At 38.9% G+C, this 16794-nt stretch carries 19 protein-coding genes; 6 read left to right on the top strand and 13 right to left on the bottom strand.

Going from position 1 to position 16794, the window contains the following annotated elements:
* Positions 1–6 precede the first annotated feature (6 nt).
* The 6 genes from ACNAN0_RS05075 to ACNAN0_RS05050 all read right to left on the bottom strand — a co-directional run bounded on the left by ACNAN0_RS05075 (position 7) and on the right by ACNAN0_RS05050 (position 4277).
* Positions 7–657, bottom strand: coding sequence for a PH domain-containing protein (locus ACNAN0_RS05075; protein ID WP_416354047.1), 651 nt, complete (start codon positions 655–657; stop codon positions 7–9).
* Entirely contained in the window at positions 650–1141 is a 492-nt protein-coding gene (locus tag ACNAN0_RS05070) for a PH domain-containing protein (RefSeq protein ID WP_230914279.1), read from the bottom strand. The genes ACNAN0_RS05075 and ACNAN0_RS05070 overlap by 8 nt, the downstream gene beginning before the upstream one ends.
* A 23-nt stretch (positions 1142–1164) precedes the next feature.
* A complete protein-coding gene (locus tag ACNAN0_RS05065) occupies positions 1165–2187 on the bottom strand; it encodes a sugar kinase (RefSeq protein WP_416354046.1) in 1023 nt (340 codons plus the stop codon).
* A gap of 130 nt (positions 2188–2317) precedes the next feature.
* Complete coding sequence (locus ACNAN0_RS05060) at positions 2318–3058, bottom strand: hypothetical protein (protein ID WP_416354045.1); 741 nt, start codon at positions 3056–3058, stop codon at positions 2318–2320.
* Positions 3058–3912, bottom strand: a complete 855-nt coding sequence (locus ACNAN0_RS05055) for an ATP-binding cassette domain-containing protein (protein ID WP_416354044.1) — start codon at positions 3910–3912, stop codon at positions 3058–3060. The genes ACNAN0_RS05060 and ACNAN0_RS05055 overlap by 1 nt, the downstream gene beginning before the upstream one ends.
* Entirely contained in the window at positions 3909–4277 is a 369-nt protein-coding gene (locus ACNAN0_RS05050; protein ID WP_230914275.1) for a GntR family transcriptional regulator, read from the bottom strand. The genes ACNAN0_RS05055 and ACNAN0_RS05050 overlap by 4 nt, the downstream gene beginning before the upstream one ends.
* Positions 4278–4473: 196 nt before the next feature.
* Between ACNAN0_RS05050 and ACNAN0_RS05045 the strand changes: the two genes are divergently transcribed.
* The 4 genes from ACNAN0_RS05045 to ACNAN0_RS05030 all read left to right on the top strand — a co-directional run bounded on the left by ACNAN0_RS05045 (position 4474) and on the right by ACNAN0_RS05030 (position 7510).
* Entirely contained in the window at positions 4474–5241 is a 768-nt protein-coding gene (locus tag ACNAN0_RS05045; RefSeq protein WP_416354043.1) for an IclR family transcriptional regulator, read from the top strand.
* A gap of 129 nt (positions 5242–5370) precedes the next feature.
* Entirely contained in the window at positions 5371–5616 is a 246-nt protein-coding gene (locus ACNAN0_RS05040; RefSeq protein WP_230914273.1) for a lipoyl domain-containing protein, read from the top strand.
* Positions 5617–5626: 10 nt separating this feature from the next.
* Positions 5627–6520 carry a lipoyl synthase gene (lipA, locus tag ACNAN0_RS05035; protein ID WP_416354042.1) on the top strand — a complete coding sequence of 298 codons (894 nt, stop codon included), beginning with the start codon at positions 5627–5629 and terminating at the stop codon, positions 6518–6520.
* 3 nt (positions 6521–6523) lie between these two features.
* Positions 6524–7510, top strand: coding sequence for a lipoate--protein ligase (locus ACNAN0_RS05030; protein ID WP_416354041.1), 987 nt, complete (start codon positions 6524–6526; stop codon positions 7508–7510).
* Between the two features lie 77 nt (positions 7511–7587).
* On the opposite strand, the gene ACNAN0_RS05025 is transcribed toward ACNAN0_RS05030, so the two are convergent.
* Positions 7588–7989, bottom strand: a complete 402-nt coding sequence (locus ACNAN0_RS05025) for a hypothetical protein (protein WP_416354040.1) — start codon at positions 7987–7989, stop codon at positions 7588–7590.
* Positions 7990–8198: 209 nt separating this feature from the next.
* On the opposite strand from ACNAN0_RS05025, the gene ACNAN0_RS05020 reads away from it, so the two are divergent.
* Positions 8199–8627, top strand: coding sequence for a universal stress protein (locus tag ACNAN0_RS05020; protein WP_230914269.1), 429 nt, complete (start codon positions 8199–8201; stop codon positions 8625–8627).
* Positions 8628–8782: 155 nt separating this feature from the next.
* Here the strand turns inward: ACNAN0_RS05020 and ACNAN0_RS05015 are convergent, their stop codons facing one another.
* The 6 genes from ACNAN0_RS05015 to ACNAN0_RS04990 form a co-directional block, all read right to left on the bottom strand.
* The gene (locus ACNAN0_RS05015) at positions 8783–9217 is read right to left on the bottom strand and encodes an Hsp20/alpha crystallin family protein (protein ID WP_230914268.1); all 435 of its coding nucleotides are present in this window, start codon (positions 9215–9217) and stop codon (positions 8783–8785) included.
* Between the two features lie 149 nt (positions 9218–9366).
* Positions 9367–10293 (bottom strand): LacI family DNA-binding transcriptional regulator, encoded by a 927-nt coding sequence (locus ACNAN0_RS05010; RefSeq protein ID WP_230914267.1) that lies wholly within the window; start codon positions 10291–10293, stop codon positions 9367–9369.
* A gap of 10 nt (positions 10294–10303) precedes the next feature.
* Positions 10304–10576 (bottom strand): hypothetical protein, encoded by a 273-nt coding sequence (locus ACNAN0_RS05005; RefSeq protein WP_230914266.1) that lies wholly within the window; start codon positions 10574–10576, stop codon positions 10304–10306.
* A 79-nt stretch (positions 10577–10655) separates the two neighbouring features.
* On the bottom strand, positions 10656–12737 hold the full coding sequence (locus ACNAN0_RS05000) for a CocE/NonD family hydrolase (RefSeq protein WP_416354039.1): 2082 nt from the start codon (positions 12735–12737) through the stop codon (positions 10656–10658).
* 6 nt (positions 12738–12743) lie between these two features.
* Positions 12744–13820, bottom strand: coding sequence for a mandelate racemase/muconate lactonizing enzyme family protein (locus ACNAN0_RS04995; protein ID WP_230914264.1), 1077 nt, complete (start codon positions 13818–13820; stop codon positions 12744–12746).
* Between the two features lie 38 nt (positions 13821–13858).
* Positions 13859–15466, bottom strand: a complete 1608-nt coding sequence (locus ACNAN0_RS04990; RefSeq protein ID WP_416354038.1) for a peptide ABC transporter substrate-binding protein — start codon at positions 15464–15466, stop codon at positions 13859–13861.
* Between the two features lie 246 nt (positions 15467–15712).
* On the opposite strand from ACNAN0_RS04990, the gene ACNAN0_RS04985 reads away from it, so the two are divergent.
* Positions 15713–16735: a glycoside hydrolase family 43 protein gene (locus ACNAN0_RS04985; protein WP_230914262.1), complete on the top strand. Its 1023-nt coding sequence runs from the start codon at positions 15713–15715 to the stop codon at positions 16733–16735.
* Positions 16736–16794: the final 59 nt, after the last annotated feature.

Here is a 16794-nt window from a genome sequence, read left to right as displayed (position 1 = left end):
CAGCGATTAACCGGCAAAACTTCGTTCAACTTTATGCCAATAGGCCGCTGGTAACCACTCTTGCAATTTATTCACAATCCACGACAAGACCAAGATTACCGGTACAATACCTTGAGATGTCAACGCAAAAATATTTAGATCTCGATTTTTAATATCATAGGTTGCTTCGGCTGTCTTTGAATGAACCGGCGTGTCTGCTGTAATTTCCTGAGATTCTGAATCGACATTGCTTTGGCGTCTTTGTGCCAGTTCACGCACAACCGCTGCTGAAACCACCGCTAACTGTGCTTCGGCTTTATTCAAACTTTTACCAGAAGTTTCGATTTCCAATTGGTACAGACCCAAGGGACGTAAATACCATGGCTGGTTTTCACGAACCGTTTGAATCCGGCTAAATGGAATGTGTTCCTGGTGACGTACGATGATGCCATAGTGAATGGTCAGTGCTGAATTACGAATTGCAAAAGTAAAACGCCAATATTTTAATATTGCCCAACCGACAAAGAAACCGCTAATACCAACACAAACGGGGATAAACCAACCTTTTTGCAACAATTTCCTAAAGTTAACGCCAATGAGTATCAACCAGAAAAAGTTTTGCACTACTATATCACGTAAATTAACGGCTATCGCCAAAGGATGTAAGTGTTTAGTCATCCTGTTCCTCCAAAGCATATCGCACAATTGCTGTCTTCAATGCATCTGCTTTTTTTACGGATACGCCTTCAATGTGATGACTAGTGGCTGCCGTGTCAATTCGAACGGCCTGTAATTTTTGCCATCGCAAAACTGGGCCTTGTTCTAAGGTCACATTTTGAATACGTGTGATCGGAATCGTAACTTGTTTGCGGAAGAAAAAACCAGATTGTAATGTCACAAATTCATTGGAAATAAGATACCCCGTGAAATGGTAGCGGTACGGAACAATACTTAACTGAATTGCTGGTAATACAATAAATAAGCAGCCAGCAATGATCACCACCCAAATTGGCCACCGCCAAAACTGCCAAGCTAAAATTGCCCCAACTAAAGGTAATAAAAGCCAAAATCCATTCATTAAGGCAGTGATGCGCCAAGTTGTTTTGATCTGTTCAGGTAATTGTTCTAATACTTGTGATTGATCTGGGCCAATAGATTGCAATCTATAAAACCTCACTTTTCATATTAACGGCTCATGGCACTGCCACCTTGTGTCGCCATGACGTGCTTGATTTCAGCCTCACTGACTAGGTTTAAGTCGCCACTAATGGTTAATTTTAAAACGCTGGCAGCAATCGCATAGTTTACTTGATCCTGTAACTCATAATGGTTCAAAATGCCATGGACTAAGCCAGCCCCAAACGCATCGCCCCCAGCAACGCCTTCATAAACGTGCATCTGGTATTGCGGACTATTATAAAATTGACCATTACTTAAAATCATGGCGGTCCATTGACTATCTTCAACCGAATAAATATTCCGCAGAACACTCGCAACCATTTTAACATTAGGATAGCGCTTGATCACTTCCTGCATGCCAGCCTGGAAACTGTCTCGTTGAGCGATACCATTGGTCATATCCCCATCAAAAGCCTGAATCCCAAGACTGGCCTCAAAATCTTCATCATGAGCGATACAAACAGTCACATAGGGCATAACTTGCTTAGTGAACGCTTGTGCAGCTGCAGGTGACCACATTTTACCACGGTAATTCATATCACAAATAACCGTGATATTGTGCGCTTGACAATACTTACAAGCAGCTAACACAGTCGCTTGCAATTCAGCTGAAATAGCTGGCGTGATCCCAGAGAAATAAAAATGCGAAATTCCATCAAAAAGCTGATTCCAATCATATTCATGAGCTTTTGAAGTCGCAAATGCGCTACCAGCACGATCGTACACCACATTGGTACCGCGTACACTGGCGCCCTTTTCAAAGAAATAAATACCTAAACGTGGCCCACCACGGCGTATTCTACTTGTATCTACGCCATATTTACGCAAAGTACTCAGCGCCGCATCGCCTAATAAATTATCGGGAAACTTGGTCAAAAAGGCAGCTTCATCGCCTTGCAAAGCTAAAGATACGGCTACATTAGCTTCCGCACCGCCATACGTTGCTTCAAATTGGTCTGTCTGTAAGATTCGGCCGCTGATCGGTGGTTTTAAACGTAACATCATTTCACCAAATGTCAAAACTTTCATCTTTTATAAAACTCCTTCATGGTTCAAGCTAGCCATATGGCTCTTATACAACTAATATATTACCATGATAGCGTTTTAATTCTAGTAAAATTTAAAGATTTTACGGCTACTAGTTTAGTTTAAGGCTACTTTAACTACGTTTCAATTCACGTTTGAAATTCAATACATAAACTATCAGACCGGTCAGCAAACCAATCACTAACAGCGTAATTAGCGGTTCAATCCCACTGTGTGCTTGTATCCCGATAAGTTGAGCTATAATGATTTTCACATGAGCTTGCGCTGTCGGCGATAAAAGTCGATAGACATTCATTAAAATTGTGGGTGTGAAAATGACTAGTAGAACCAGGATAATTCGAGGAATTCGACCAAAGCGACTCCAAAACGCACCCAGAATACTACCGAGGTTAGCAATCGCAAACAGTACTAATAGGATAAACAAAAAACGCCAGACAATATTATGATTGCCGTAAGAACTATTCGGCCCATAAAAATCATTAATAAAGTTCACAAACCGCATCCGAAAATGGTTTGTCCTAAGCGTCCCATGGATACTCTGTGCTAGAAGCGTATTGATCAATGCAAAGATAACGTTCAAGATCAAAGCAACACTAATGACAGTAGGCCGACTAACGCCATTTTGCATGAATAAATTAAAGTTCTTTTGCGATAGAGCGATATAGCCACTGATAAAGCTAATAATTATGAAAAGTAACATTAAATCAGTAGCACCATAAATTTGGGCATTGCTCGTAAATAAGGTCCCCAATAATGGTAATGCGATCGTAAATAGAACAATGGCTACCATAAAGCAGATCAGCGTTAAGCCTTGCTGCTTAAAATTATATAATGTCGTCGCCTTAAATTTCATTAGAACGTCCCTCGATTCGTTAATTTCACAAAATAAGCTTGCAGATCCAACGGTTCAGCATGTAAACTGTCCGGTAAATCGGCCAAATTATAATCTCGAACATAGACTTTATATTGTTTGCCAAAGGGTTCTACGGACATGATCTTGCTTGACGCAATATGCTCCTTGATCAAAGTTTCAGATCCAGAAATGGCAAATGCATGACTTTGAACTGTTTCAACAGTTTGATCCTCAATCAATTGACCATGATCAATTACAAAAATATGATCAATCATTTTTTCGACCTCTTGAATCAGGTGCGTTGATAAAATCAGACTTTGATCACCAGAGCCAAATTTTTCTAATAAAGCTTGATAAAAAATATCCCGATTAGTAGCATCCATCCCTAAAGTTGGTTCATCCAAAAAAATAAATTTAGTTGGTGCCCCCAAAGCAGTGATCAGCTTGGCAATACTACGATTACCCGTGGATAATTTTTTTAGTTTAAAATTAGGATCCAGATTAAAATTACGTGCCAATCGCTTGGCAAATGACCAGTCAAAAGTGCCATAAAAATCTTGTGTTGTCCGCCACATTTTTTTAACCCGCATGTCACCTGGGTAAAGTGTATCTTCACTCGTCATAAACAATTGATTCAAGGCTTGTTCATTATTTTTGATTGGGTGACCATCTAAGGCAATCGTTCCATCAGAAACAAACATCCGATTATTGATCAAATTCAACAGCGTACTCTTCCCCGCACCATTGCGACCAAGTAAACCATAAATATGCCCAGTTTCAAAAGTTAGATTGATTGATTTCAAAACATTGGTATGCCCAAAATTTTTGACCACATCTTTTAATTCGATCTTCATGCTTGATACCTGCTTTCTATCAATTTGATCAGTTGCGTTTTAGAAATATTTAATTCTTGTGCTTGCTGCACAATTTGGGTAACGGCTTCTTCTAAAAACTTTGCCTTTCGTGCCGTTCGCACCTGTTCTTGTGCCCCTTGTTTGACAAAAACACCAATGCCCCGGCGCTTTTCTACTAAACCATTAGCAACCAATAGATTGACCCCTTTCAATACTGTCGCGGGATTGATTTTGAACGCTTGCGATATTTCAGTCGTAGATGGTATTTGTGTCAATTCAGGAAAAGTACCATCTAAAATACCTTCTTCAATTTGATCATTAACTTGTTGAAACAACGGCACACCGCTGTCAAAGTTAAACTGCATATTTTCACCTCAATTGGAAGTTCTAAAGTCAATTAGCTAATTGGTTAATCACTCATGCAACTAACCATATAACCAAACATTTCTTTTGTCAATCATTAATTTCTTTTGGTGCTAAATCCTACCCCTGACAAAAATAAACAATTGACGTATAATATTTCCATATAAGAAATATTATTCTTTTTGGAGGCAATTATTGATGTCAGAAACAACAGAGCAGCCACTCTACGGAACCGTGTTATTGAAAGCAAAACAATTAATTGATGTGATTGCCAAAAGTTCAGAACCGCTAACCTTAAAACAAATCAGCGATCAAGTCCCAATTTCTAAACCCACCGTTCTAAAAATCCTGCGCACACTCATTTATTGTGGTTTCATCCGCGAGAATGCTGCTCGTAAAACTTATGATTTAGGCACGATATTTTTGGAATATGGTCAACGTGTCGCTGCTTCATTTGATATTAAAGCAAGTACCCGACCATTTTTGGAACAGCTACGCGATGAAACCAATGAAACCGTCAATTTAGGTATCGTCGAAGATCACCGCATTGTCTTATTAGATAAATTAGAAAGCCCGCGTAGTGTCAAACTGGTATCTCGCATTGGCGGTACCATGAATATGTACTCTAGTGCTATGGGTAAGGCAATTCTAGCCAGCTATGAACCCCAAGACTTGCAAACCTACTTAGCGCATACATCGCTAAAAGCACTGACGCCCAACACCATCACTGATCCTGAACAACTGCAATTGAATCTAAAAACGATTCAGAAAAAGGGCTATGCCATCGATAACATTGAGAATCAACCAGATATTTTTTGTGTTGGCTTTGATCTGATCAAACACCATCATGTTTATGGTGCTTTTAGCATTAGTGCGCCCGAATATCGTGTCAATGAACAAGTATTTAAAGGCTTCATTAAATATGGTCTGCAAACTCGGCAAGCTATTTTAGCTAGCTTAAGTTAGGACAGCATGGCAACAATTAAATTGAGTGAAATTAAAATTTAGGGTTTTTCCCTATTTTTTTGTGCAAGGGTTTTCTTTAAATTCAAGCGTGATATATTAGGTTTAAATTAAAGTTTAGGAAGTGTCTTCATGTTAAAAGAAGTTCATATGCCCAAATTAAGCCCTAAATCTGACGAATATTTCTTTGGTACTTGGCAAAAACAGCCAGGCGATGCCGTCAAACAAGGTGACATTCTTTTCGAAGTTGAAACTGATAAAGTCATTAGTGAAGTTCAAAGTCAAGAAGATGGTATCTTGAAAGCCCAGTTGGTTGACGAAGGCGCTGCTACCAAAGTTGGCGACCTAGTTGCTACAATCGAAGTTAACGAAGAATAGGACTGATAATATGAAAGATTTACATACAAAAACAGTTAAACAAGAAACCCCGAAGCCAACTTGGCTGAAAGTGACTTATGATCAACGCAAAGTTGACAAAATGACCCATTTATTAGATGGCTTGCAACTAAATACGGTCTGTGCCGAAGCCAATTGTCCCAATTTAGGCGAATGTTTTGGTAGCGGTACCGCTTCACTTATGATTCTAGGCCCTAACTGTACGCGGGCTTGTCGTTTTTGTGACGTACCCCATGGCCGTCCAGCACCAGTAGATCTCCTAGAACCAACACGAGTAGCCATGGCTACTAAAAAATTGAACTTAAAACATGTCGTCGTCACAAGCGTGGACCGTGATGATTTACCAGACTTAGGTGCAGATCAATTTGTCCGGGTAATCAATGAGATTCGTAAATACAATCCTGAGACGACAATTGAAGTTTTGACACCTGACTTTCAAGGTAAAACCGAACTTTTAGATCGAGTGATTGCGGCTAAACCAGATGTTTTCAACCACAACATGGAAACAGTCCGCAGCTTAACGCCAAAAGTGCGTTATCGTGCAACTTATGACACTTCTTTAAAAGTATTGGCTTATGTGAAAGCCCATGCACCAAAAGATATGTTCGTTAAAACTGGTATCATGCTTGGGTTAGGTGAAACCGATCCTGAAGTTTATCAATTAATGGATGATTTGCGCGCCATTGATGTTGATTTCTTAACAATTGGTCAATATGTTCAACCATCCAAACGTCATTATCAATTACGTGAATGGGTGCCAATGTCTCGTTACGAACAATACTATAAAGAGGCAATGTCTAGAGGCTTCAAATTTGTAGCCAGTTCCCCATTGGTCCGTAGTTCTTATAAAGCTCGTGAAGAGCTAGAAGCCGTTTATGGTAAATGACAAATGATCTATATACCCGTAATTTCTAAAGACGTTTATTTTAATTTTGCTTTGGAATACTACTTGTTGACACAAAAACGCTTTGAGCAACCGGTCTTCATGCTGTGGTCCACGACGCCAACGGTTATGCTAGGCAAATATCAAGACGCTGTTAGCGAATTGAATTTCAATTATATTCAGGATCATAAAATTAATGTTGTGCGGCGTTATTCTGGTGGCGGCACCATTTACACAGATACAGGTGGCTGTCAGTTCACTTTTATTCAACCCGATGTTGCTGGTGAAATGACTTTTGATACTTATCTAAAAACTGTCGCTACCGCCTTACAACAGATACAGATTCCGGCACAACGTGATAGCCGCAATGATCTGGTCGTCAATCATCGTAAATTCTCTGGCAGTGCCCAATATCGTCATGACGGCTATACTTTGCATCATGGTAGTTTGCTATTTGATACCGATCAAATGCAAATGTTGCAGGCGCTAAATGTGGACCATTTAAAATTACAATCCAAGCATATTGCTTCCGTAAAACAACGAACGATCAATTTAAAAACATTGCGCCCTGATCTAACGAATGAAACTTTTATGGCTGAATTGACGAAACAAATTTTAGCGTGCTTTGATCATGTTGATACTTATGAACTAACAGCTGAAGATCAACAACTAATCGTTGCCCTAGCTAAACATACCTTCGCAGATTCAGATTTTATTTATGGTAAAACGCCCAAATCACAGTTCGTCAAAAAAGCTTACCTTCCAGGTGGTGGTTTAGTTCAGTTCAATATTGATCTAGATCATGGGCAAATCACCAATTTACACCTCAGCGGCGACTTTTTTGGTGATATCGATACTGCTGCTTTGAATACAAAACTGCAAGGTACAAAGTATATCCCCGCTGAAGTCATGCCCAAATTAGCTGAATTTTTACAGCAAACACCTATTTTAGGGATTACTGCAGAAGATTTAACCCGCGTTATTTTTGCTTAATAAAAAAATACGAGTTTTAGGAGAATATGTCCTAAACACTCGTATTTTTTGTATTGTGCTTAAAATAAGCCACTCAATTATTCAAAATCAATAGCCGTTTCAGCTGGATTAGAAGCACAAATTGCCTTGATTCGCTGAATGATACGAAACATTGCCTCTAGTTCAACATCCAGAGCTTTAAAATGAACTTCTTTATATAACTCAAAAGTCTCATCAATTTGAATATTATAGGCCCTTAATTGATTCAAAAAATATTTTTTTTGCACATAGCTTAAACATTGATAATCAAATAGGCTAATTGTCCAGCCATTGTCAGATATGCTTGCCAATTGTTTTTGAAAATCATGAATAACCAAAGTGATTTTGATGGCGCTATTCCACTGGTTTGATGCTTCAAATACATAAGTATCTTCTGCAATTTGATGATAGTTATGCTTTAACTCTAATGAATCCAATTGATCTTTACGTCTATATTTCATAGTCTTCCTCCACCATACCTGAAAACGGCGCCGCTTATTAAAATCAAATATATCAGATTGAAACCTATTTTTTGAACCATTTTTTATAAATTAACTTTTATTTTTTTAAAAGTATTTGGCTTTACCCTTAAAATATTTTTTTAATCAGCCTTGAGCCCTGATATAATCTAATTAGAATCCGCTTTCAAAAACATCAAGGAGGTTCCGTTATGTTTCAAAAAATATTAGTACCCATTGATGGCAGTGAACGTTCTCTACTGGCATTGAAAAACGCCTGTAATTTAGCCGAAACGCTGCACGCCAAAATTTTTATTTTAACCGTGGTTGCTAAGCATGTTTATGTGGCTAGTGATTCTGCGTATCAGGTCTCAACCCCTGATATACACGAAATTGGGACAAAACTATTACAGACTGCTGAAAAAATCGCGCGGAATTACCCTAATATCACCTACCAAACCTTCCTCAAAGAAGGCGATCCCCGCAGCGTTATTACCGATCAAATGGTCAAGCAACTACAACCCGATTTAATTGTGATGGGTAAAACAGGCACGAATCGCTTAGCCCGTTTGTTAGTTGGTGCAACGGCCAGATATGTTGCCGAAAATGCGAAAACTAATGTCCTTTTGATCGAAAAATGATAACTTTACCAGATTAAGTACAACCACTACCTTTAGAAAATAGCATGAATCAGAAAATAAATAAGGCATCGGAAACAAAACGTTAATTTTGCTCCGATGCCTTATATCATTGGTATCAATTATAATAAAGTTTCAATTTATTGGATTTGAACTAATTACTGAATGTCAATATTGCTACCATTTTGAATTTCCGTCAATTTAGGTAGTGTAACTTTCAAAACGCCATTATTGAATTCTGCTTTGATCTTGCTAGCATCAACATTTGGCAACCGATAACTCCGACTCAAAGCACCATAACTGCGTTCGGAAAGCATCATATTACCATTCTTATCATCATGATCTACAAAAGATTGTTTCTTGGCATTAATGTTCAAAATACCATCATTATAATTCATATGGATATCATTCTTTTCAACACCAGGTAAATCAACTTCGCAAATATAGCTCTTATCCGTTTCTTGAATATCTGTCTTCAAATTTTGATTCATATCCTCTGGGAACATTGAATCAAGAAAACGATGTTGCAAATTATCAAAGAATGGATCCAAACCCCAATCATAATTACGACGACGTTGTACTTCATTAGCCATAGTCCAAAACTTCCTTTCAAAAATTTTTTCTTGGCTAAAAGGCAGTCAATGACTGGGAACTGAGGCTTTAACCTCTTGGTTCCTTTCTCTTTACAACTATATAGTAGCACAAATTAGCACTCGTGTTAAGCGAGTGCTAAAAATATTTTTTACCGCAAAATAAACTTATATGGAATGCGAATCTGATCGGACTTCTCTTGATAAAACAACTCAAAAGCCTGTTCACCACATTGCTTCAAATGATTATCGATTGTTGGAATTTGCAATAAATCACTCACAATCAAATTATCACGGCCAACAATTTTAGGGTGCTTCTGTGTCGGATAGGCCTTCAAAACGCCAGCCGCAACCAAATCGGTATTCGTCAGGATGCCATCAAATCCATGTTTATAGAAATACTGGCCCGCATCGTAACCCATGATTGGGTCTAAACAGTTCCAATAAATATCCTGCTCAACGTCAAAATTAGGATAGAATCGTTGTACTGCTTCAATTGTGACTTTCGAGGTATAACTGATTCGACTGTGTCGACCTAGCGTGACACCCAAATGCTGCACACCTTGGTCTTGTAAGTAACGAATGCCTTCAGCAAGTGCATGTTCTCGATCAATATAGACACAAGGGCCTTGACGATGTGGTAACTTTTCACAAAAAACTAATGAACCGTATTTTTTAAAACTTAATAAATGGGGCAACGAATTCGATCTAGAAGTGATAATCAGCCCATCAAAGCTTTTTGCCGCAAATTCTTCTAGATACGCCTGCTCTATTTTGGCGTCATAATTTGTTGGCAGTAGGGTCACCTTATAATGGTGTTCAAAAGCCATTTCTGTAATGCCACTCAATAACTGATCAAAATATGGATGGTTCGTATAAGGAATGATTACGCCAATATTGTTGGTTTTACCGTAACTCAAATTACGTGCCACATGATTGGGCACGTAATTTAATTCTTTAATAACTTGTAAAACACGCTTACGCTTGGCTTCATCAACATAAGGATAGTTATTAAGCACGCGTGAAACTGTTGAAACAGAATACCCTGTCGCCTTGGCAATATCGCGAATGTTCGCCATAATTTAACCTCTAGACATAAAGATTCTCTCTTAAATAGTTTATCACAGCATCGCCATTCTGGAAGAAAACGTACAAATTTTCATGAGCATCATTAAAACTAACCCGAGTGGCACTTAGATAATCATCGACGACAATGTGATGAATCTCAGATAAAGGAACTTGGTAACGGCGTGCTCGAAAACCTTGATCTACTTTTAACGTTAACTTTTGTGTATCAAATTGTAGATCAGCATAACAATAGACTGGGCCCTGTTCAGTTTGAATCATGAGGTAAGTATTCATGAGAATGACTCCTTTCTTGATTACAAACTGAGTATAATGTATGAAACGCGTTTCTTAGCAAGGCCCTTTTACTTTAAATTTAATTGACCCAAGGTACCGCAACAAATGATAATTGGTTTTTACCCGTGTAGATCGTCTGATGCGCAATTTGAGATTTAGTGCCATTGAAACCAGCTTTGGTATTGCTATTCGTAAATAAGAGATTTTTGGCACCACTGGCAATCTCTAATCGCAAGGCATGCCCGGCTTTAATTAAAGCAGCAACTTTTGACGTTTCAATTTCAAAATAATACCGCTTTTCTGGTTCCAAATACTCGGGATGTGCCCAATCCTTAGCTCGAAAGCGCCCGTTGAGTACGCCATCGGCCAGCGCAATGGATCGGCCATCGGGATAAACGTCCGTTAATCGCACGACCCAATCGGTATCCACCGCTGAACTTGCAGCATAAATGCCAACAGTAAATACACCGGCAATCGCTCTTGACTGTTTTAAAACTGGTGACGTGAAGCAAACTAAATCTTGACGTTTTTCCACAGCAGCATAATCAGCAACAAATGCAGCCTCGTTACTAGACAAATCGGCTAAATATGGCGTTGGTTCATTGGAATCAAAGTTATACTTTATTGATTCTGAATCAGGTGCTTGCTGCAACAACGTTTGCTTCTTTGCATCTAAATATAGTTTTTCTTGATGTTCGTCTAAATTAAACGCTTCTTGACTGATCCATTGATCAGCATTCAGCCGATAGTAAGTAACCGTTGGCTGTACTTCAATGCCGTTATCATATCCCTTTAGAAAATGGTCAAACCATTGTAAATGTTTTAGATCCATTTCTGGCCGTAACGCATTTGGACCTAAAACATAGCCGCCTAAATCGTACTGGGCATTGCCGCCATGAAGCCAAGGTCCTAAAACAATTTGTCGTTGACCTTTTTCATAATCATTTGTTGCCCGAATTGCTTCGGTCGTGCCAACGCCATCATCGTCAAACCAGCCCGATTGAATAAAAGCTGGGACGTGAATAGCTTGCCTTTTAGCATACCAATCCATTGGTGTATAGAAACCATCATCACGATCATGGGCTAAAATTTCATTAAGATAAGGTAATTCTTTGCCCAGCGCAAGTAGTGGTATTTCTTGGATCGGTCGGTGGTCTAACAACGCTGTCCAATCCTTACGAACCATTTGCGTTGGCTCAAAATGTTTATCTTTCCAGGCAAACATCAGGGGCAAAAGTGCCGAAACCAATGAGCCTCCCTTTCGCAGAGCATCTGTGAATGGCCCACCTGCAGTTACCAGGCTGACAATCGCTTTTAAATGCGGGTTATTGTTCACAGCAGCAGCCCACTGAACATAACCTAAATAAGAACCGCCAATCATCCCAATTGAACCATTAGACCAGGGCTGATCCGCGATCCAATTGAGCGTATCATTGCCATCTTCTGTCTCGTGACGAAACAGTTGCCAGTCGCCTTGAGACTGATTACGGCCACGAACATCTTGAACAACAACTGAATAGCCATGTTTCGCAAAGATTGCATATTTATCGACATAATTTTCACGATTATAAGGTGTCCGAATCAAAATTGTAGCATTAGGGGTGTGCCCCTCCCGCGGCAGGATAATATCAGTAGCTAATTCAATACCATCTGTCATCGGAACCATCGTCGTGGTTGTCGTAATTGCTTTAGGTTCCAAGTTGAACAAGTGTTGAACCCGCCATTGATGCAAAACAGTTTCATCTTCAAACCCAGGGGCAATCAAGACGACTGTTTTATCGTCACTAATTATTTGCAGGCCAACCAATTCATTGTTAACAATAACCATATCCCGGGCAAACTTGTGCTGACGCTCATACCAGTAATGCGCATCTTTTTGACTATAACGACCACCCCAAGGCGTTGTTGTTGAAATATCGGCCGTTTTTTTGAAATCAGCTGCTGCAACGAATAATGCTTGTGCCTGCCAATTATCTATAATTTTCAAAGCATCATTATTTAAAAACTTAGATATTTGCTGATAGTCCTCAGTACTAGGCTGTCTTTTTTTTGACCATTTAGCTGTTGACCCAAAACGTTCTGAGATAAATATCTGTTGCCCTTCAAAATAAATTTTTAGCAAATTGAATCCTGAAAGATAACCATTTAGTTGTTTGATCATTTATCGTTAAACCTCTTCAAAATTAATTTCAACCCCAATACCTGGTGCTTCCAAAAGTTGGTAGCGACCACCTTCATGTTCAAATCCACCTCTGATATAGGCTGTTTCTTTAAAAAATAAATAACTGTCTAGGTCAACATAATGTACATTTGTTTTTGCAGCAGCAAAATGCAAAGCGGCGGCGATACCTAGCCGTGTTTCGGCCATGCATCCGATCATACAAGGCACGCCACTTGCTTCGGCAATACTATTAATTGCTTGAGCCCCAAAAATACCGGCCGACTTCATCAATTTGATATTGATGATATCCGTTGCGTCCTGTCGTATCGCTTGGATCGCATCATGAGGCGTATGTACAGATTCATCTAACATCAATTGCTGTGGCATCGCAGCACGAATCAGTCGATTGTCTGCCATTTGCCAGTGCGGCAGTGGTTGCTCAATTGCTATAATATTATATTTTTCCAAACGAGCTGCCATTTGCAACGTTTGCTTGACTGTCCAACCTTGATTGGCATCGATTTTAAGGTTCACACTTGGTCCTACTGCTTCTCGAACAGCTTTAACGGCAGTGTAATCAGCTTCATCATCAATACCAACTTTGAGCTTTAATTCGTCAAAACCGGCAGCCACTAATTTTTTTGCTTTCATAGCCATTACTTCTGGTGTGTCAATACCTAACGTTATGTCACTTTTGACAGTTGAATTGTCACCACCTAGTAAGCGATATAAAGGTAGCCCAGCCTGTTTGCCTAACAGATCATATAAAGCAAGGTCAATCCCAGCTTTTGCGGCACTATGGCCTACCGAAAATGCCGTCATTATTTGGTGGATGGTTTCAATTGCTGAAGTTTCCTGATCCAACAATAGCGGCGTCACAGCTTTTAAAAAAGCCATAATATCTGCCGTAGTTTCACCAGTCACCTCTTTGATCGTACTAACTTCACCAAATCCTTCGAGCGCCGTGTCGGTCTGAATCCGTAATAAGACGATTTCTTGGGCGGTGATTGTCTTGAAAGCCACTTTTACTGGTGCTTTAAAAGGTACCTTAACAACTTTTGAATCAATTCGTTTAATTTTCATAAAAATATTCCGACCTATCCAAAAAAATTTAGCCTGATTTATTTGTAGGTTGCATAGCGATATTGAGCATCAATCAACATTAAATAATTCAAGTTTTTCACCTGTTTATTAATTAATCGCGGGGTTCGTTTTTGATATAGCGGTGTCACTGGCTGCTGTGTCATCTGTAATTTCGAAGCACGTAACATATCTTGCCAACGCTTATCTGCATTATTTGCATCTTCATTACTATTTACTTTTGTCATGACGGCTTCATATGCTTGATTATGGTAGCGGCCAAAGTTAAAACTATTACCAGCACTAGAAAAATTCAAATAGTCAATTGGATCATTGACACCCGAACCAAAGCCCTGCACAGTCATCTCAAAATTGCCTTTAACTTGTTGTTGTAATTTCTGCTGGGCTGGATTCGTTACAATATGAACTGAAAGCCCCTTTAAAGTCTGCTGTAACTGGCCTTGAAGATAATCGGCGATTTTTTTGGCACTGTCTTCATCACTCGTCAATAAAGAGACCGAAACCTTTTTCCCTAACTTTTTCTGGGCTGCTTGCCAATATTGCTGGGCTTTGTGTTTATCATAAGTCACGTCTTTACCCGATGCCTTAGAAAAGTCTTGGTTCTTGCTATTTGTAGCTAATCCCGTAGGAATCATGTTATATGCCGGAATTGATCCATCTTGTAAAACATTGTTTGTTAACGCTTTGCGATTGATTGCATAAGCGACCGCTCTACGAAAATCTAAATTTCCAGTAGCTTTTTTTTGCGCGTTATAAGCTAAATAATACAATTGAGCTGATTTTTGATAGGTTAATTCAGGGTCATGCTCATTCTGTCGTGCCATTGTTCCTGAAAGACTCGTTTCCTGGACTTTACCATCCGAAAAAAGATTATAGCCCGTATTACTGTCTTTAATGACTTGTGTATGTACTTTTTGAATATGGACGTCTTTTGCATCAAAGTAATTATTGTTCTTAATATAATCCCATTTTTCAGCGGTCGAATTCCAATTTGCTAACTTATAGGCGCCATTCGTTAGAATAGATTGGCCATTGGTACCATATTTGGAACCATACTTTGTCACTGCTTTTTGATTCAGCGGATAAACAACCAAAGCTAACAGTGTATTCAAATAAGGTGTCGGTTTTGCCAGGGTAATTTGAAGTTTATATTTGCTCAAAGCCTTGACGCCAATCGTGTCAGGTTTTGCCTTACCGGTCATTGCTGCCTTGAAATTTTGAATATTTATCAGCATTTGGGCAATTTGCGACTTTGTCTGGGGATCGGCCATTCTACGTAAAGCATAAACAAAGTCATCGGCGACTACTGGTTCACCATTAGACCATTTTGAATGGCGCAACTCAAATGTATAAACTTTGCCATTATTGGTGGGTGACACGATCTTAGTGGCAATTCCGGGGATTACTTTGCCATGATTATCAAGCTGATATAATCCTGTCATGGTCTGGGTCATGATATCCGCACTTGCAGCATCGGAAAAATTAGATGGATCTGCTGTTGCTGCGGGTGTAGTAACTGTAACATTTAGAGTTTTCTCATTTTCTGCCATAGCTAAATTAGGTGAACCAATTAAGGCTGACAAAATGATAACCAGAATCACAAAATACTTAGTTGTTAAGTGTTTCAATTGTTAGCTCCTCCAATTTTAATTATTTTATAACTTTATAATCTAAAATTAATTTATTGTAATATATCTCATTTTTTTCATAAAGTCAATAATATCAAGGGACTTATGAGTAGGATTTAGAGTTGAAGCTTTGTAATCAGAAATTAACTTAGATGTAACAGGCATAGAGTTGTGAATATTATATAATGAAAACTGGAATTATTTGAGTTTATGAATCTGCATTAATAGTCTTGGAGGACAGTAAATATGTTAAGGTTAAATGTTAAAGCTACTGGGCGTTATTATAAATTACTTTTATTAGCAGCTTTTGTAGCATTATTCACTTTTTTTGGTCCAGGGAATTTTGATAATCAAGTAACGACGGCGCAGGCTGATGCCAATGACCAACCTGTTTATAATCACTACTTATTTGTCTATTTCAAATCATTAAAATACAAGCCTAACGATCAGCAAATTCACTTTGCCGTTAGCAAAGACGGATTACACTATCAGGCTTTAAATCATGATCAACCTACACTACCAATTCAAAATCATCAGGTGCGTGATCCGTTTATCTTGCGTGCTAAAGATGGTAGTTTTCACATCTTAGCTACCAGTTGGGATGATTCTCGTGGTATCGGGACAGCCAAGCGTTCTATTCTTTCTATGAGCAGTAGTGACCTCACCGGTTGGGGTTATGATTATTCAACCATTGCTTCTGGCGATGCTGGCTGCACTTGGGCACCTGAAGCAATTTGGGATCCCATCCAGCAGAATTATTTAGTTTACTGGGCGGAGTCTAACAGTGAGGATAATTACAAAGATTTATCTATCTGGGCTTCTAGAACTAGTGATTTCAAGAATTTCAGCCAGGCTGTTCCTTACATTGCACCAACCGGACAAAGTCGGATTGATGCAACGGTATTTCAAAACAATGACCATTTTGTGCGCTTTGTCAAAAATGAAAACTCAAAACACGTCTATGAAGACCGGGTTAATGCTTTAACAGATCCTCAAGGCACGCCAATTTACTCCGAGTTATTGAGTAATTTAAAAGACGTTGAAGGTCCGGAAACATATAAACTTTACGGTCAGAACAAGTGGGTCTTGTTGTTAGATCACTATAACGATAATGGTTATGAACCATATGTTTCTGACAATATCGATAGTGGTGTTTTCAATAAATTGGACCCTAAAGATTATTCAATTCCTGATGGTGCCCGTCACGGTTCTGTCTTACCAATTACTGAAGATGAATACAATCGTTTAGTACAAAGATGGCCATTCTAACAAATCTTCATACAATATAGATAAAAATAAACACCCGAGAACATGGAATCCATATTCTC

Origin of the sequence: Agrilactobacillus fermenti, from assembly GCF_047943045.1 — a bacterium.
Taxonomy (GTDB): Bacteria; Bacillota; Bacilli; order Lactobacillales; family Lactobacillaceae; genus Agrilactobacillus; species Agrilactobacillus fermenti.
Note: the sequence above shows the minus strand (reverse complement) of the source record. Positions and strands in the feature narration are given on the sequence as shown.

Excerpts from the sequence above, each read along its gene's own strand:
- ACNAN0_RS05000 (WP_416354039.1), bottom strand. The coding sequence starts at position 12,737 with ATGATCAAACAACTAAATGGTTATCTTTCAGGATTCAATTTGCTAAAA.
- ACNAN0_RS05060 (WP_416354045.1), bottom strand. The coding sequence starts at position 3,058 with ATGAAATTTAAGGCGACGACATTATATAATTTTAAGCAGCAAGGCTTA.
- ACNAN0_RS05075 (WP_416354047.1), bottom strand. The coding sequence starts at position 657 with ATGACTAAACACTTACATCCTTTGGCGATAGCCGTTAATTTACGTGAT.
- ACNAN0_RS05025 (WP_416354040.1), bottom strand. The coding sequence starts at position 7,989 with ATGAAATATAGACGTAAAGATCAATTGGATTCATTAGAGTTAAAGCAT.
- lipA (WP_416354042.1), top strand. The coding sequence starts at position 5,627 with ATGAAAGATTTACATACAAAAACAGTTAAACAAGAAACCCCGAAGCCA.
- ACNAN0_RS05010 (WP_230914267.1), bottom strand. The coding sequence starts at position 10,293 with ATGGCGAACATTCGCGATATTGCCAAGGCGACAGGGTATTCTGTTTCA.
- ACNAN0_RS05015 (WP_230914268.1), bottom strand. The coding sequence starts at position 9,217 with ATGGCTAATGAAGTACAACGTCGTCGTAATTATGATTGGGGTTTGGAT.
- ACNAN0_RS05045 (WP_416354043.1), top strand. The coding sequence starts at position 4,474 with ATGTCAGAAACAACAGAGCAGCCACTCTACGGAACCGTGTTATTGAAA.
- ACNAN0_RS05020 (WP_230914269.1), top strand. The coding sequence starts at position 8,199 with ATGTTTCAAAAAATATTAGTACCCATTGATGGCAGTGAACGTTCTCTA.
- ACNAN0_RS04995 (WP_230914264.1), bottom strand. The coding sequence starts at position 13,820 with ATGAAAATTAAACGAATTGATTCAAAAGTTGTTAAGGTACCTTTTAAA.
- ACNAN0_RS05050 (WP_230914275.1), bottom strand. The coding sequence starts at position 4,277 with ATGCAGTTTAACTTTGACAGCGGTGTGCCGTTGTTTCAACAAGTTAAT.
- ACNAN0_RS04985 (WP_230914262.1), top strand. The coding sequence starts at position 15,713 with ATGTTAAGGTTAAATGTTAAAGCTACTGGGCGTTATTATAAATTACTT.
- ACNAN0_RS05055 (WP_416354044.1), bottom strand. The coding sequence starts at position 3,912 with ATGAAGATCGAATTAAAAGATGTGGTCAAAAATTTTGGGCATACCAAT.
- ACNAN0_RS05065 (WP_416354046.1), bottom strand. The coding sequence starts at position 2,187 with ATGAAAGTTTTGACATTTGGTGAAATGATGTTACGTTTAAAACCACCG.
- ACNAN0_RS05005 (WP_230914266.1), bottom strand. The coding sequence starts at position 10,576 with ATGAATACTTACCTCATGATTCAAACTGAACAGGGCCCAGTCTATTGT.
- ACNAN0_RS05030 (WP_416354041.1), top strand. The coding sequence starts at position 6,524 with ATGATCTATATACCCGTAATTTCTAAAGACGTTTATTTTAATTTTGCT.
- ACNAN0_RS05040 (WP_230914273.1), top strand. The coding sequence starts at position 5,371 with ATGTTAAAAGAAGTTCATATGCCCAAATTAAGCCCTAAATCTGACGAA.